Source organism: Miltoncostaea oceani (assembly GCF_018141545.1).
Classification (GTDB): domain Bacteria; phylum Actinomycetota; class Thermoleophilia; order Miltoncostaeales; family Miltoncostaeaceae; genus Miltoncostaea; species Miltoncostaea oceani.
Window position 1 is genome coordinate 2,513,098 of sequence record NZ_CP064356.1, and the last position, 14,004, is coordinate 2,527,101.

The following is a 14,004-nucleotide window of genomic DNA, read 5'->3' on the forward strand; positions in this document are numbered from 1 at the left end:
CTAGTGGGTGTGCCCGTGGGCGGCGTCGCCGAGGCGCTCGGTCTCGACGCGCGTCGCCAGCAGCGCCGCGATGCCGGTGGTGATCGGCACCGCCGCGATCAGGCCGATCGAGCCGACCAGCGTCGCCACGATCTCGCTCGCCACCACCTCGCTGTTGACGGCGTCCGACGTCGACGTGCCCGCCACGCTGAAGACGAGCAGCACCGGGAGCGACGCCCCCACGTAGGCGAGCACCAGGGTGTTGACCGTCGCCGCGATGTGGTCGTGGCCGACCGACAGCGCCTCGCGGAACAGGTGGCGGCCTCCGGCCGACGGGTCGGCCCGCCGCAGCGCCATGACCACCGACGCCTGGCTGACGGTCAGGTCGTCGAGCACGCCGAGGGCGCCGATGACGATGCCCGCGAGCAGCAGCCCCTGGATCGACAGGTCGGTGGTCGTCGCGCTGAGGAACGTCGCCTCCTCGGACGAGAAGCCGGTGATGTGGGCGAGGGAGGTCGCGAGCCGCGCGAGCACGACGGTGAGCAGCAGCGCGCAGGCGGTCCCGAGGGCGGCCGCGACCGCCTTCGGGCCCGTCCCGTGGGCGAGGGGGATCGTCACGAGCATGATCGCGAGGGCGCCGACGGTCGCGACGCCGAGCGGTGACGCGCCCTCCAGGATGGCGGGGACGACGAACAGGAGCACCACGCCGAGGCTGACGGCGAGCCCGGCGAGCGCCCGCGCGCCCCGCCACCGGGACGTGGCGATCACGATCACCGCGAAGGCGATCGTCAGCCACAGCAGGGTCGAGCGTCGCTCGAAGTCGGAGAACGCGTAGCGGTCGGCGGTGACCCCGCCGACGGTGGCGTCGGCAGGGACGCCGGTCGCCGCGACCCGCACCCGGTCGCCGACGTCGATGTCGACCGGCCCCCCGATGTCGAAGCCCGCGGCGTCGCCCTCGTCGGGTCCCGAGGTGAGCCGCACTGTCACCCGGCGGCACCCCTGCACCCCCGGCGTCGCCGCCGGGTCGCCGGCGACGGCCGACCGGCAGCCCTCGGCGTTCACGACCGTCACCCGCGCCGACTCGGTGCGCAGGGACCCCACGCCCGGCGGGGCGGGGATCGCGTCGCCGCGCGGCCAGAGCGCGATGAGACCGGCGGCGGTCGCCACCGCCAGCACCGCGAGGGCGACGACGAGCGCGTTCGCGGCGCGGGAGCGGTAGGGCCGCGGCAGCCGCCGCCCCTCCCTCACGCCGGACCGCCGGGGGACGCCGGGTCGGTCAGGGGCCAGCGGTGGACGAGAAGGCGCCCGACACGACGAGCGCGAGCATCGCCTCGACGACCTCCGCCGAGAACTGCGCGCCGGAGCACCGCCGCAGCTCCGCGACGGCGTCGTCGATCGACAGCGGCACGTGGTACGAGCGCACCGAGGTCATGACGTCCCACGAGTCGGCGAGCGCCAGGATGCGCGCGCCCTCCGGGATCGCCTCGCCCGCGAGGCCGTCGGGGTAGCCCCGGCCGTCCCAGCGCTCGTGGTGGCCGCGCACCCACGCCACCTGCTCCGGGGTCAGCACGTCGGCGACCATCTCCGCGCCGATCTCGGCGTGGCGCATGATCTCCTCGTACTCCGCCGGCGACAGCCGGGCCGGCTTGAAGAGGATCCGGTCGGGGACGCCGATCTTGCCGACGTCGTGCACGAGGCCCGCCTCGCGCAGGCGGACGAGCCGCTCGGAGTCCCACCCCATCGCGGTGCCGAGCGACACCGCGAGGTCGGCGACCCGCTCGGAGTGCTCCCGGGTGGAGGTGTCCTTCGCGTCCACCGCGCGGGCGAGGACGCGGATGCTCTGGAGCGCCTGCATGCGGGTGAGGCGCTCGGCGCGCTCCTCCGCCGACAGCTCCTCCACCACCTCGGGGGAGTAGAGGAACGCCACGTCGCGGCCGTGCTGCTTCGCCCAGTAGAGGGCGCCCTCCGACAGCCGCAGCAGCTCGCCGGCCGAGCCCGACTGGGCGAGGTCGCAGACACCCGCCGACACGGTCACCCGCCCGACGCCCTCGAGCGTCGTGCGCGCCACGGCCTCGCGGGCGCGGTCGACCGCCTGCCAGGCCTCCATCGCCTCCGTCTCCGGCATCAGCCACGCGATCTCCTCGCCGCCGACGCGGGCGACGAGGTCGGTGTCGCGGGCCGACTCCTGGAACTGGCGGGCGATCTCCTGCAGCACCCGGTCGCCGATCTGGTGGCCGTGCTGCTCGTTGACGCGACGGAACCGGTCGATGTCGATCAGCGCGAGCGACAGGGGGCGCCCGTGGCGGCGGGCGCGGGTCACCTCCTGGGACAGGCGCTCCTGGAACCCGCGGTGGTTCGCGAGGCCGGTCAGCGGGTCGCGCGCCGACCGGGCGTCGGCCTCCGCCCGGGTGCGGACGTTGACGGCGTGGAGGCGGTCGTTGGCGAGGGCGAGGGCCGCCATGCCCGCCAGGCTCTCCGCGGCGATCCGGTCGCGCTCGGTGAACTCGCGGGGACGGCGGAACGACAGGAAGATCGTGCCGAGCAGCAGGGGCGTGCCGGCGCGGTGGATGGAGGGGTGCTCCAGCCGCAGACCCATCAGCGCGCCCGCGCCGAGGCCCTTCGCGATGACCGGCGGGATGGCGGGGTCGCCGGCGACGTCCCCGATCATCATGGTCGGGGTGGGGTGCTCGACGAGGAGCTGCCACACCGGCATCCGCGACCGCGTCATCCCGATCGCGGCGCGCAGGAAGGCCCGGCGTTGCGGATCGGTCTCGGTGGTCCGCACCGTCGCGACGGTGTCGGCCTCCTCGTCGTGGACGTAGCAGGTGGCCCGGTCCGCCCCGAGCGCGCGGAGGGCGGCGGCGATGACCATGTCGAGGGTCGCGTCGACGTCGAGGTCGCTGCGGAAGACGCCGGCGATGGTGTCCGCGACGATCCGCTCGCGCGCCTCGGCGCTGGTGATCGCCATCTCCGTCAGGCCCGCGAACCGGCGCAGGCGGGTCTCGTCGTCGGCCCCGAAGAACCCCGGTTGCGACGACCCGAGGCGCAGCGCCCCCCACAGCCGCCCGTCGACGTGCAGCGGACACACGAGGGCGCCGCGGACGTCGATCGGACCGCCCCAGGCGCGCTCCGTCTCCTCGTCGAGCTCCTCCGACAGGTCGTGGATCCGCTCGCACCGGGCGCTGCGCGACACGCGCGCCATCCCCGAGTTGCCCCCGAGGGGGGTGACGGCCCCGAGCGGCAGGGAGGTGACGCCCTCGACGCTCCACGACCCGACCTCGACTCCCTGGTCGCCGTCGAAGCGGCTGACGCCGGCGGTCTCGGCGTCGAGCAGGACCGCGGCCTCCCGCGCGACCTCCTCGAAGACCATCTCGGGCGCGGCGCCCGAGGCCACCACCGTCGAGAGGCGCGTGAGCGCCGCCTGCTCGTCCTCGTTGCGGCGCCGCCGCGCGATCGACCGGGCCAGGCCGACGTAGCCGGTGACGCTCCCCGACGCGCTGCGGATGGGCGCGATCGTCCGCGCCGCCGGCACCCGCGTGCCGTCGCGGCGCACGAGGTTCCACTCGCGTGCCTCGTTGTCGGAGATCGCGTCCTGCAGGAGCGCCGCGAGGCCGGTGGGACTCCCCAGCTCGCGCGCGAGGCCCGCGAGTTCCTCGGGGTCGTGCCCGACGGTGAGGTCGGCGGTGCCGACCACCTCCTCGGCGGTGTGGCCGAGCAGCAGGTGCGCGCCCTCCCCCCACTCGGTGATGACCCCGTCGGCGTCGGCGATCACCACGGCCATCCCGCGGGCGGCGCGGAGCAACCCGGTGAGGCGGTCGTTGAGGCCCGAGTAGGCGGCCTCCGCACGCCGGCGGGCGGAGCGGCCTGCGGCCTCGCGCAGCTCCCGCTCGACGGCGACCGGCAACCGCACCAGCTCGTCCCGGCGGAGGTAGTCGACGGCGCCGGCCCGCATCACCTCGACCGCGGAGGACTCGCCGGGGGTGGTGGCGACGACGATCACCGGCACGTCGAGGCCGCGTCCGCGGATCACGCGGAGGACCGCCTCGACCAGCAGCATCGGATCGGAGCAGACCATCACGATCACCGAGACGGGGTCCGCGTCGAGGGCCGCGCCGACGGCCGCGGAGTCGCGCGCCCGCTCGGCGATCACGGGCAGCCCGACGCCTCCCAGGACCGTCGCGGCGGGGTCTGCCAGCCCCCCGCGGTCTTCGACGAGGAGGATGCGTGGCGAGCTCGGGCACATCGCTTTCGCAAGCCTTGTGATTCCACCGGACGAACGCAACCCGCCATCCCCCGCCCAAGGGTCGAGGTCGCGGAGACGAAGGTACAGTCGCGTGACGGCCTAGGGGTCGGGGTCGTCCCTGCCCTCGCGGTCCGCCGCCGCACGGGCCCGCACCACCAGCCGCTCGGCCATCGCGCGGGTGGCCTCGTCGATCATCTCGCCGTCGATGGACGCCGCGCCGGCGCCCGCGGCGGCCGCGTCGGCGTGGGCGCGCAGCACCCGCCGCGCCCGTTCCAGGTCCTCCGCGGGCACGCCGTAGACCTCGTCGAGCACGGCGATCTGGTCGGGGTGGATGCTCCACTTGCCGTCGTAGCCGAGGGCCCGGGACCGCAGCGCGGCGTCGCGCAGCCCCGCCGCGTCGCGGATGAGCGCGTACGGCCCGTCAACGGCCTGCAGGCCGTTGGCGCGGGCCGCGACGAGCACCGCCATGAGGACGTGGTGCCATCCGTCGCCGGGGTAGCCGGGGACGGGGCCGCCGATGACGGTGTGCGGCATGCCGAGCGAGGCGGCCATGTCGCCGGGGCCGACGACGAGGGCCTCGACCCGCGCGGGGCGGCAGGCGGCGATGGCGGCGACGTCCTGCAGGCCGCGGGCCGTCTCGATCTGCACCTCCAGCCCGATGCGTCCGGGGGTGAGCCCGTGCTCGGCCTCGAGCGCGGTGAGGAGGTGGTCGGCGAACGTGACGTGGCTGGGGTCGTCGACCTTCGGCAGCACCACCACGTCGAGGGCGGCGCCGGCGCGGGCGACGACCTCGGTGAGGTCGCGGTGGTGGTGGGGCGTGCCGACGGCGTTGACCCGCACGGCGCGGGTGCCGGCGGCGAGCCCGCCGGTGAGGGCGGCGGCGACGGCGGCCCGCACGTCGTCGCCCTTCGCGCCGGCGGCGACGGAGTCCTCGAGGTCGAGGATGACCTCGTCGGCGCGCAGCCCGGCGGCCTTCCCGAGCATCCGGGGGCTGGAGCCGGGGACGACGTGGCAGCTGCGCCGGGCGCGGGCGGGCCGGGTCACGGGGTCAGCGGCGGCGGAGCATCCCGAAGATGCCGCGGACGACCTCGCGCGCCACCTGCTTGCCGACGCCGGAGCCGAGGATGTCCTGCACCTGGTCGGCGAGGGTGTCGTCGGCGCGTGGGGCGGGGCGGCGGGCCGGCTCACGGGGCGGCGGGCGCTCGGCGGCGCGTGTCCGCACCTCCTCGGCGCGGGCGGCGTCGCCGGCGATGCGCGCCTCGAGCATCTCGGCGGCGCTCTCCCGGTCGAGGCGGTTCGCGTACCGCGGCGTCAGCGGCGACGCGGCGATGGTGGCGGCGCGCTCCTCGGGCAGCAGCGGGGTCATCCGCGACGCCGGCGGGTAGAGGCGCGTCGCCGCGACCGGGGTGGGGACGCCGCGGTCGTCGAGCACCGTCACGGCGGCTTCGCCGACGCCGAGCGACTGGAGCGTCTGCGCGAGGTCGTAGTGCTCGGTGATGGGGAAGGTCTCGACGGCCGACTTCAGGGCGCGGGCGTCCTTCGGCGTGAAGGCGCGGACGGCGTGCTGCACCCGGTGGCCGAGCTGCGACAGGACCTCGTCGGGGAGGTCGGTCGGGAGCTGGGTGATGAAGAAGACGCCGACGCCCTTCGAGCGGATGAGGCGGACCGTCTGGGCGACGGCGTCGAGGAAGGCGTCGGAGGCGTCGTCGAACAGGAGGTGCGCCTCGTCGAAGAAGAAGACGAGCGTCGGTTTCTCGGGGTCCCCGACCTCGGGGAGCCGCTCGAACAGCTCGGCGAGCACCCACATGAGGAACGTGGAGAAGAGCGCCGGCTGGCGGGCCACGTCGACGAGGTCCAGGACGGAGACGATGCCGCGCCCGTCGGGGGCGGTGCGCAGCAGGTCCATCACGTCGAAGGCGGGCTCGCCGAAGAACACGCCGCCGCCCTCGGCCTCGAGCTGGGAGACCTTGCGGAGCAGCACCCCCGCGGTGGCGGTGGAGATGCCGCCGAGCGTCTTCAGCTCCGCCTTCCCGGGGCCGGTGAGCCACGCGAGCGCGGCGCGGAGGTCCTCCAGGTCGATGAGGGGCAGGCCCTTCTCGTCGCAGAAGCGGAAGACGAGGCCGAGGCTCGACTCCTGGGTCTCGTTGACGCCGAGCACCTTCGACAGGAGCGTCGGGCCGAACTCGGTGACGGTGGCGCGGATGGCGACGCCGTCCCGGCCGGTGAGCGACATCAGCTCGACGGGGCACCCCGCCGGCGCCCATGCGGTGGCGAGCTCGGTGGCGCGGGCGGTGATGCGGTCGCCGGCGGTTCCGGGCGCGCCGATGCCGGCGAGGTCGCCCTTCATGTCGGCGGCGAAGACGGGGCAGCCGGCCTGGGAGATCTGCTCGGCGATGAGCTGGAGGGTGCGGGTCTTGCCGGTGCCCGTGGCGCCCGCGATGAGGCCGTGGCGGTTGAGGAAGCCGACGGGGATGGCGACCTCGACGCCGGTGTCGGGCTGCTCGGGGACGGCGAAGGGGCGGCCGAGGCGGATGGTGGGGCCGGCGAACGTGTATCCCGCCGCCATGTCCCCGTGGAAGTCGCTCACCGCGGGTCGATGGCCGTCTTGATCCCGCCGGCGCCCTCCGCCTGGAGGCGCCACGCGTCGGGTGCGCCCTCCAGCGGGACGGTGGTGACGTCGAGCACCACCTCGCCGGCGAGGGCGGCGGCGGCGAGCTCGGCGTAGGCGGTCCGGAGGCGCTCGGGTTCCTCGACCAGCACCGAGAACCCACGGATGTCGAGCCGGCGGCCGCGGAGGCCCCCGGCGGTGATCGCGGCGGTGGGGCTCTCGGCGTTGCCGACCTGCACGAGGCGCCCCCGGGGGGCGAGTGCGGCGAGCGCGGCGACGGCGGAGTCGCCCCAGAGGGGGTCGATGACGAGGTCGAGGCCGTCGGGGCATTCGGCGCGGAGGGCGTCGGCGAGGTCCGGCCCGGTGGGGAGGGCGACGTCGGCGCCGAGGTCGAGGGCCCGCGCGCGACCGCGGTCGCTGCGGGCGACGGCGACGACGCGGGCGGCGCCGGCGGAGCGTGCGGCCTGGACGGCGACCTGCCCGACGGCGCCGCCGGCGGCGAGGACGGCGACGGTCTCCCCGGGGACGAGGGCGCCGCGGTCGAGCACCGGCATCCACCCGGCGAGGCCGGCGATGCCGAGGGCGACGGCGAGGTCGTCGTCGCATCCCTCCGGCACGGGGACGAGCGCGGCCTCGGGGACGGCGGCGACCTCGGCGATCCCCCCGGTGAGGCCGATGGCCCAGACGCGGGTGCCGGGCGGGTGGGCCTCGGAGGCGATGACCTCACCGACGATCTCGGCGCCGGGGACGTACGGCGGGTCGGGCACCGGCATGTAGAACCGGCCGGCGGCGATGGCGAGGTCGAGCGGGTTGATCGACGCCCGGCTGACGCGCACGAGCGCCGTTCCGGGCCCCGCGACGGGCTCCGGCACCTCCGCGACGACGGGGGTCGCGCCCCGATCGGTGACGCTCAGTCCACGCATGCCCGGGCACGCTACACGCCGCCCGCCGGTCGCACGCCCCGCCGGTGATCGTTGGCCACCCGGCCAAAGGCGGTGCCGGTTCCCCGGCTCACACTGGCCCCATGAACCAGAGCAACCCTGATGGGCACGACGGCGTCTGGGTCCCCTGCGGCACGTGCTGGGGCCAGCGAAAGCTCTACGCGGCCCCGGCCGGTGGCGGTCCGCTGGAACCCCACACGTGCCCGAGCTGCATGGGGATCGGCGAGCGCCTCATGGGCGGGGACCAGGTCCCCGCCCCCACCGCCTAGAGCGAGCGCACCGGGACCCGGGTCGCCCCCCGGCGGGGCGCGGCCCGGGGACGACGGTGGGCCGAGACGGACGCCGGACGGGAGTGCGCGCGGGCGGACCGCTTCCGGGGACTGACCGGAGGGGTCGCGCCGGCCGGGAGGCGGGACGCGGATCCTGGTCCGGCCCCCGAGGGGTGGCCTGAGCCGCGTGCGAGCGGATGCCGGGTATGGGCGGCGAACCGCTTCTGGGGACCGACGGGAGGGGTCGCGCCGGCCGGGACGCGGGACCCGGATCCTGGTCCGTTCCCTGAGGGTTGGCGTTCGACGCCGGCACCTCCGCCCGGAGGCCCAGTAGGCGGGGGCGGGGGCGGAGAGGGGGGCGGAGGCGGCGGCTCGGGGGGTCCGCCGAGCCAGCGGCCGTCGCGGAACCAGCGGCGCATCGTCCGCACGCTCGGAGGCCGGGCGGGTCCGCGGCGTTCCCGTTCCCGGAGACGGGCGATCACCTCCGCGGGACGGTGGCCGGATGCGAACAGCGCCTCCGCCTCCCGGCGGAGGTCGGGCCACGCGTACGAGCCGGGGAGGTCGCGGGGCAGGGCGCGGTTCCGGAGCCGTGCGCGGTGCAGGTCGAGGGCACGGGAGCGCCGGGCGGTGAAGCACCCCGCGCCTCGCCACACCGCCATGAGGCTGGCGACGAGGTCCCGCCCGGCCCGCCGACACTGGAACTCCTCGGAGCGGTGGTCGGCGCACAACCACACGCTGACCCCACCGGGGAGGTGCAGCTCCGCGCGACCTCCCCGACCCGCCCCCACGCAGATCGCACACGGGGGGAGCTTCCCGAGCGGTTCACCCTTGTAGAAGCTGCGAGCCATCGAGGTCGATCGTGACGACCGGGGACCGACGCGGGACACCACGACCGCGACGACTCCGTGTCAGCCCTGTGCCGTCCGGGGTGCGAATGGACCCCGCCGCCGGGTCCAAGTGGCCGAGACACTTACGGCCGGGGCTCCCGCCGGCCTCGATCCCCTTCGCTTCCCTGGGTCCTCCCGGCCACGTGGACCTCGACGCTCGGCCACATGGAACGTATCGGTGAGTCGTGGACGGCCGGCGGAAAGGGGTCGGGAGAGGGGCGGGTGACGAGACGGCCACTTGGACCGTCACGGAGGTCCATTTGGCCCTCCACCGGCGACGGGGCCTAGCAAGGCCCTGGCGGACGGGGCCACCACACGCGTCGAGCCATCTCGGATCAGGCGGACGAGCCGGCCGTCGGGTCCCGTCGAACGGGGCCCGGGGGGGCGTCAGTCGCGCTTGCGGCTGCTGCGGTTCTCGGGTCGGAGGGGGCATCCGGCGCAGAGGCGCTTCGAGTCGCAGCACTTCTTCTTGATCTTGATCTTCTTCTTCGTCTTCGCCACGTCCCGGGGAGCATACCGACCGAAGCGGTGAGGTGAGGTGCACCGAACTACGAGGGGACGGTCGTCTCCCAGCGGCGCCGGGGCGCGCGACCGGCCACGGCGCCCGCCGCGCCGCCCCCGACCCACGGCCGCCGCGTCGCACCCCCGCCCGGACCCGCGGACGGCCCCCGGCGGGGGCGCTCGTCTACCCTGCCCCGCGTGGATCCCGTCGAGATCATCGTCCGCATCGACCGCGCCCTCCTCGACGCGGTCACGGCGCTGCGGGCCGGCCCCGTGACACCTGTCATGCGCCTCGCCTCCGAGTGGTGGGTGAAGAGCCTCGCCATCCCCGCGATCGGCGTCGCCGCGGAACTCGCGCGCCGCCCGCGGGCGCTCCCGCCCACGATCCCCCTCGCCGCCGCGGCGCTCGCGCTCGCGTCGCTGTCGTCGAGCAGCCTCAAGGACCTCTTCGACCGCGCCCGGCCCACCCTCGCCGACCCGTCCCTCACCGCCCTCATCGGCCTCCCCGGCGACTCCTCCTTCCCCTCCGGCCACGCCACCAGCGCGTTCGCCGCCGCCGGCATCGTCGCCGCCCTCCACCCGTCGCTGCGCGCCCCCGCCCTCGCGCTCGCCTCCCTCGTCGCCGTCTCCCGCGTCTACCTCGGCGTCCACCACCCCGTCGACATCACCGCCGGAGCCCTCCTCGGCCTCCTCATCGCCGTCGTCGTCATCGTCACCTCCCAGCGCGCCATCCCCGCAGGACGGTGGCGGACCACCTTGAGCACCCCCGCCCTCACCGCGAGGATGCGACGGTGGCCACGCCCCCTCACCGCCTGAGCACCGCGACATGAGCCGGGTGCTCGTCGCCGGGGCGACCGGCGCCATCGGCGGCCTCGTCGCCCGCGAGCTCGCCCGCCGCGGCGCCGACCTCGCCGTCACGGGACGCGACGCCGCCGCCCTCGACGCCCTCGCCGCCGACCTCGGGCCCTCGGTGGCGCTCGCCGTCGCCGCCGACCTCACCGGCGACGGCGAACCCGACCGCGTCGTCGCCGAGGCCCACGCCGCCCTCGGCGGACTCGACGCCGTCGTCTGCGCCGTCGGAGTCGTCGCGTTCGGACCGGTCGCCGAACTCGACGACGCGACCCTCACCACCCTGCTGCAGGTCAACGTGGCGGCCCCGGCGCGCCTCACCCGCGCCGCCGCCGCCCACATGGAGAAGGGCGGCGTCATCGTGAACCTGTCGGCCATCGTCGCCGACATGCCCACCGCCGGGATGGCCGCCTACTCGGCGTCCAAGGCGGCGCTCACCGCGTTCGACCGCGCCGCCGGGCGGGAGCTCCGCCGCGCCGGACTGCGCCTCGTCGACGTCCGCCCACCCCACCTCGCGACCGGCCTCGAGACACGCCCCATCGCCGGCACCGCACCCCGCCTGCCGGAGGGACGCGACCCCAGCGACTGGGCCCGCCGGATCGCCGACGCCGTCGACGACCCCGGCGTCACCGAGGTCGGCCCGGAGGCCTGACCGCCGGACGGGGGCGCAACCGCTCCGCCCGACGCCCCGCCGCCCGCACCGCGTCCTCCACCAGCCGCCGGCCGTCCGCGCCGAGGGCGAGGTCGACCTGGGCGATCCACCGGCCCGCCTCGTCGACCAGGAGGATCGCGACGGAGTCCTGGTCCCGCAGCCGGTCCGCCAGCACCCGCTGCTCCGGGTCGTCGAAGCGCAGGCGGATCGTGCGGCCCGCCTCCGGCACCGGCGGGCCCGCGGGGAACGCCAGCTCGAGGTCGGGACGCCCCAACGGCTCCAGCACGTACGGCCCGACGGGCGCGACCACCACGACGGGCGCGCCCCCACGGACACCGCACGCCAGTCGCGCCGCCGCCGGCCGGGCCGCCTCCGCCCGCCACTCCCGCGTCCCGAACCCGTCCGGCGCGGGGTCCGTCGTGCGCCACTCCCCCTGCACCGCCGCCTCCCGGCGCAGCCGCTCCGCCGTCGGGCGGGACAACGCCACCACGTCACGGCGTCGCGGCCGTCCGTCCTCCGCCCCGACCCACACCAGGTCGATCGCCCCCTCCGTCCCGACGCGCCCCAGCAGCACGCGCGCGTCCGCGAACCCGAGGTCGAGGGACATCGACACCGACGGGTCGCCGACGAGGGCCATCACCACGCGCCGCGGCCCCGTCCGGCGGTCCGATCCGACGTCACCGGGCGTGCCGATCGCGAGGCCCCGGTCCGCGAGCGGCTCGATCTCGGCGGCCGGCACCGCGCACGCCAGGCGCACCCGGCCGCCACCCCCATCGGGCACGACGGTCAGCCCCCGCCACCCGCGGCGCACCGCGGCCCCCAGGTCGGGTGGCACCAGCCGCTCACGATCCGGATGGGCGTCCATATTCGGTCACCCTAATATCTGGACTTCGGATAAGTCCAGATCGTGTGTCAGGTCGCGAGCGCCAGGGCGGGGAGCGTCTCCTCGGCACCGTCCGCGCCCACCATCCGCGCCCCGCGCCCCGGCGCGCCGGAGAGGACGCGTTGCACGCCGTCGCCCGAGATGTGGACCGCCGCGTCGTCATCGACCGCCAGCGTCGGCGGCATCAGGCCACGGTCGATCAGCTGGCCCAGCGCGACGAGCCGGCCAGGGTCGCTGTCGGCGTGCGGGCAGAAGCCGCCGGCCAGCAGGCCGAGGCCCGCGACGGGGGCGAACGAGGGGCCGAGCGAGTTCGTCAGGCCCGACGCGAACCAGCAGATCGCGCCGGCGCTCACGCCGGCGAGGACGACGCCCTGCTCCCACGCGGTCCGCAGGATCGCCCCGATGCCGTGGACGCCCCACACCGCCATCAGGTTCGCGCTGCTCCCGCCGCCGACGTAGATCACGTCCTGCGCGAGCAGGCGCTCCTCCAGGTCCTCGGGGTGTGGCCGGAACAGCGCGAGGTGCGACGGCTCGCACGGCAGGCGGCCGAAGAACTCGTGGAACCGTGCGACGAGCCAGTCCGAGTCGCCGCTCGCGGTCGGCAGCAGCAGCACCCGCGGCCGGTCGGAGCGCGCGAGACCGAGGATGTAGTCCTCGACGGCTCCGCCCCGCATGTCGGAGGACCAGCCCCCGCCCCCGCAGGCCACGATGTTGCGTGTCATCCCGGCCAGACTAGCGAGCGCGGTCATGTGCACCGGGCCATGCGTCGCGGCGGAAGTCTGTGCCACGGTCCCTGCACACGGGCACCCCCGTCCCGCAAGATCGCGGCCATGGCTCGCTCGGCCACCTCACGGGCACGACCCACGGCCACCCGGCCGCGCCAGATCGTGGCGCTCGGGGGCGGGGGATTCAGCGAGGAGCCGGACAGCACCGCGCTCGACGACTACGTCCTCGACGCCAGCGGCCGCGACCGCCCCCGGGTGCTCTTCCTGCCGACCGCCGGCGGGGACAACTCGAGCTACATCGCCAAGTTCTACGGCGCCTTCACCGGCGGCCACTGCGACCCGTCGCACCTGCCCCTCTTCAACCGCCAGATCGACGACGTGCGGTCCGTGCTGCTGTCGCAGGACGTCATCTACGTGGGCGGCGGCAACACGGTCAACCTGCTCGCCGTGTGGCGGGCGCACGGCATCGACGTGCTGCTGAGGGAGGCATGGGAGCGCGGGATCGTGCTCGCCGGGCTCTGCGCCGGGTCGATGTGCTGGTTCGAGGGTGGCGTGACCGCGGCCTTCGGCACCCGCCTCGAGCCGCTCACCCAGGGCCTCGGGCTGCTGCCCGGCAGCAACTGCCCCCACTACCGCAGCCGGCGCGACGCGTACCGCGAGGCCCTGCGGGGCGGGCTGTCGCCCGGCCTCGGCGCGGAGGACGGCGTCGCGCTGCACTTCGTCGACCGCCGCCTCGCCGCGGTCGTCGCGTCACGCGAGGACCGGCGCGCCTACCGCGTCGGCGTCGCCGGTGACCGCGTCATCGAGGCACCGCTCCGCCCCATCCTGCTCGCCGACGGGCAGGGGGCCTCCGCCGCGCGGCGGATCGCGCACAGCGAGATCGCCGAGGCACGCCCGGCACTCGCCGCGGCGCACTAGGCGCCGCGGCGAGCCGAGCCGATCAACCGCCTCGGGGTGCTTACTTCAGTCGGAAGGTGATACGGCCGCGGTTCAGGTCGTAGGGCGAGAGCTCCACCTTCACCCGGTCGCCCGGGTTGATGCGGATCCGGAAACGGCGCAGCTTCCCGGCCATGTGCGCCAGGACCTCGTGCTCGTTGTCCAGAACCACGCGGAACATGGTGTTGGGCAGGGCCTCCGTGACCTCGCCCTCCACCTCGATCGCCTCTTCCTTCTGCTTCGTCGCCAGAACTTCTCCTCTCGGGTGAGACCTTCGGGTCTCTGGGTCGCTAGAGCGCCTGGACGCTCGACGCCTGGGGGCCCTTCTGGCCCTCCGTCGCCTCGTAGCTGACCCGCTGGCCCTCCTCGAGATTCCGGTAACCCGAACCCTGGATCTCCGAGAAGTGCACGAACAGGTCCTTACCGCCGTCGTCCGGCGTGATGAATCCGTAGCCCTTCTCGGACGAGAACCACTTAACGACACCCTCAGCCATTGATCTTCCTTCGTTATAGGCGCACGACCGGCTCCGG

The 14,004-nt window shown here is 75.5% G+C and carries 13 protein-coding genes; 4 read left to right on the forward strand and 9 right to left on the reverse strand.

What is annotated here, in order from left to right:
* The 5 genes from IU369_RS12830 to IU369_RS12850 all read right to left on the reverse strand — a co-directional run bounded on the left by IU369_RS12830 (position 1) and on the right by IU369_RS12850 (position 7,753).
* Positions 1-1,227, reverse strand: a complete 1,227-nt coding sequence (locus IU369_RS12830; RefSeq protein ID WP_217921377.1) for a YibE/F family protein — start codon at positions 1,225-1,227, stop codon at positions 1-3.
* A 28-nt stretch (positions 1,228-1,255) separates the two neighbouring features.
* Complete coding sequence (locus tag IU369_RS12835; protein WP_217921378.1) at positions 1,256-4,129, reverse strand: diguanylate cyclase; 2,874 nt, start codon at positions 4,127-4,129, stop codon at positions 1,256-1,258.
* Positions 4,130-4,321: 192 nt separating this feature from the next.
* Positions 4,322-5,266, reverse strand: coding sequence for an HpcH/HpaI aldolase/citrate lyase family protein (locus IU369_RS12840; protein ID WP_217921379.1), 945 nt, complete (start codon positions 5,264-5,266; stop codon positions 4,322-4,324).
* Positions 5,267-5,270: 4 nt separating this feature from the next.
* Positions 5,271-6,788 carry a helicase HerA-like domain-containing protein gene (locus IU369_RS12845; RefSeq protein ID WP_425516825.1) on the reverse strand — a complete coding sequence of 506 codons (1,518 nt, stop codon included), beginning with the start codon at positions 6,786-6,788 and terminating at the stop codon, positions 5,271-5,273.
* Positions 6,789-6,805: 17 nt separating this feature from the next.
* Positions 6,806-7,753, reverse strand: coding sequence for a quinone oxidoreductase family protein (locus IU369_RS12850; protein WP_217921381.1), 948 nt, complete (start codon positions 7,751-7,753; stop codon positions 6,806-6,808).
* 101 nt (positions 7,754-7,854) lie between these two features.
* Between IU369_RS12850 and IU369_RS12855 the strand changes: the two genes are divergently transcribed.
* The 3 genes from IU369_RS12855 to IU369_RS12865 all read left to right on the forward strand — a co-directional run bounded on the left by IU369_RS12855 (position 7,855) and on the right by IU369_RS12865 (position 10,929).
* On the forward strand, positions 7,855-8,040 hold the full coding sequence (locus tag IU369_RS12855) for a hypothetical protein (protein WP_217921382.1): 186 nt from the start codon (positions 7,855-7,857) through the stop codon (positions 8,038-8,040).
* A 1,586-nt stretch (positions 8,041-9,626) separates the two neighbouring features.
* Positions 9,627-10,244 carry a phosphatase PAP2 family protein gene (locus tag IU369_RS12860; RefSeq protein ID WP_217921383.1) on the forward strand — a complete coding sequence of 206 codons (618 nt, stop codon included), beginning with the start codon at positions 9,627-9,629 and terminating at the stop codon, positions 10,242-10,244.
* A gap of 10 nt (positions 10,245-10,254) precedes the next feature.
* A complete protein-coding gene (locus IU369_RS12865) occupies positions 10,255-10,929 on the forward strand; it encodes an SDR family NAD(P)-dependent oxidoreductase (protein ID WP_217921384.1) in 675 nt (224 codons plus the stop codon).
* Here the strand turns inward: IU369_RS12865 and IU369_RS12870 are convergent.
* Together IU369_RS12870 and IU369_RS12875 are read right to left on the reverse strand one after the other, a co-directional pair.
* Positions 10,904-11,794 (reverse strand): hypothetical protein, encoded by an 891-nt coding sequence (locus tag IU369_RS12870; protein WP_217921385.1) that lies wholly within the window; start codon positions 11,792-11,794, stop codon positions 10,904-10,906. The two genes, IU369_RS12865 and IU369_RS12870, sit on opposite strands and share 26 nt — an antisense overlap.
* A 47-nt stretch (positions 11,795-11,841) precedes the next feature.
* Positions 11,842-12,534: a Type 1 glutamine amidotransferase-like domain-containing protein gene (locus tag IU369_RS12875; protein ID WP_217921386.1), complete on the reverse strand. Its 693-nt coding sequence runs from the start codon at positions 12,532-12,534 to the stop codon at positions 11,842-11,844.
* Between the two features lie 108 nt (positions 12,535-12,642).
* Between IU369_RS12875 and IU369_RS12880 the strand changes: the two genes are divergently transcribed.
* Positions 12,643-13,455 (forward strand): Type 1 glutamine amidotransferase-like domain-containing protein, encoded by an 813-nt coding sequence (locus IU369_RS12880; RefSeq protein ID WP_217921387.1) that lies wholly within the window; start codon positions 12,643-12,645, stop codon positions 13,453-13,455.
* A 40-nt stretch (positions 13,456-13,495) separates the two neighbouring features.
* Here IU369_RS12880 and infA read toward each other — a convergent pair whose 3' ends face one another.
* Complete coding sequence (gene infA / locus IU369_RS12885; protein WP_217924369.1) at positions 13,496-13,723, reverse strand: translation initiation factor IF-1; 228 nt, start codon at positions 13,721-13,723, stop codon at positions 13,496-13,498.
* 40 nt (positions 13,724-13,763) lie between these two features.
* The gene (locus tag IU369_RS12890; protein ID WP_217921388.1) at positions 13,764-13,967 is read right to left on the reverse strand and encodes a cold-shock protein; all 204 of its coding nucleotides are present in this window, start codon (positions 13,965-13,967) and stop codon (positions 13,764-13,766) included.
* Positions 13,968-14,004 lie beyond the last annotated feature (37 nt).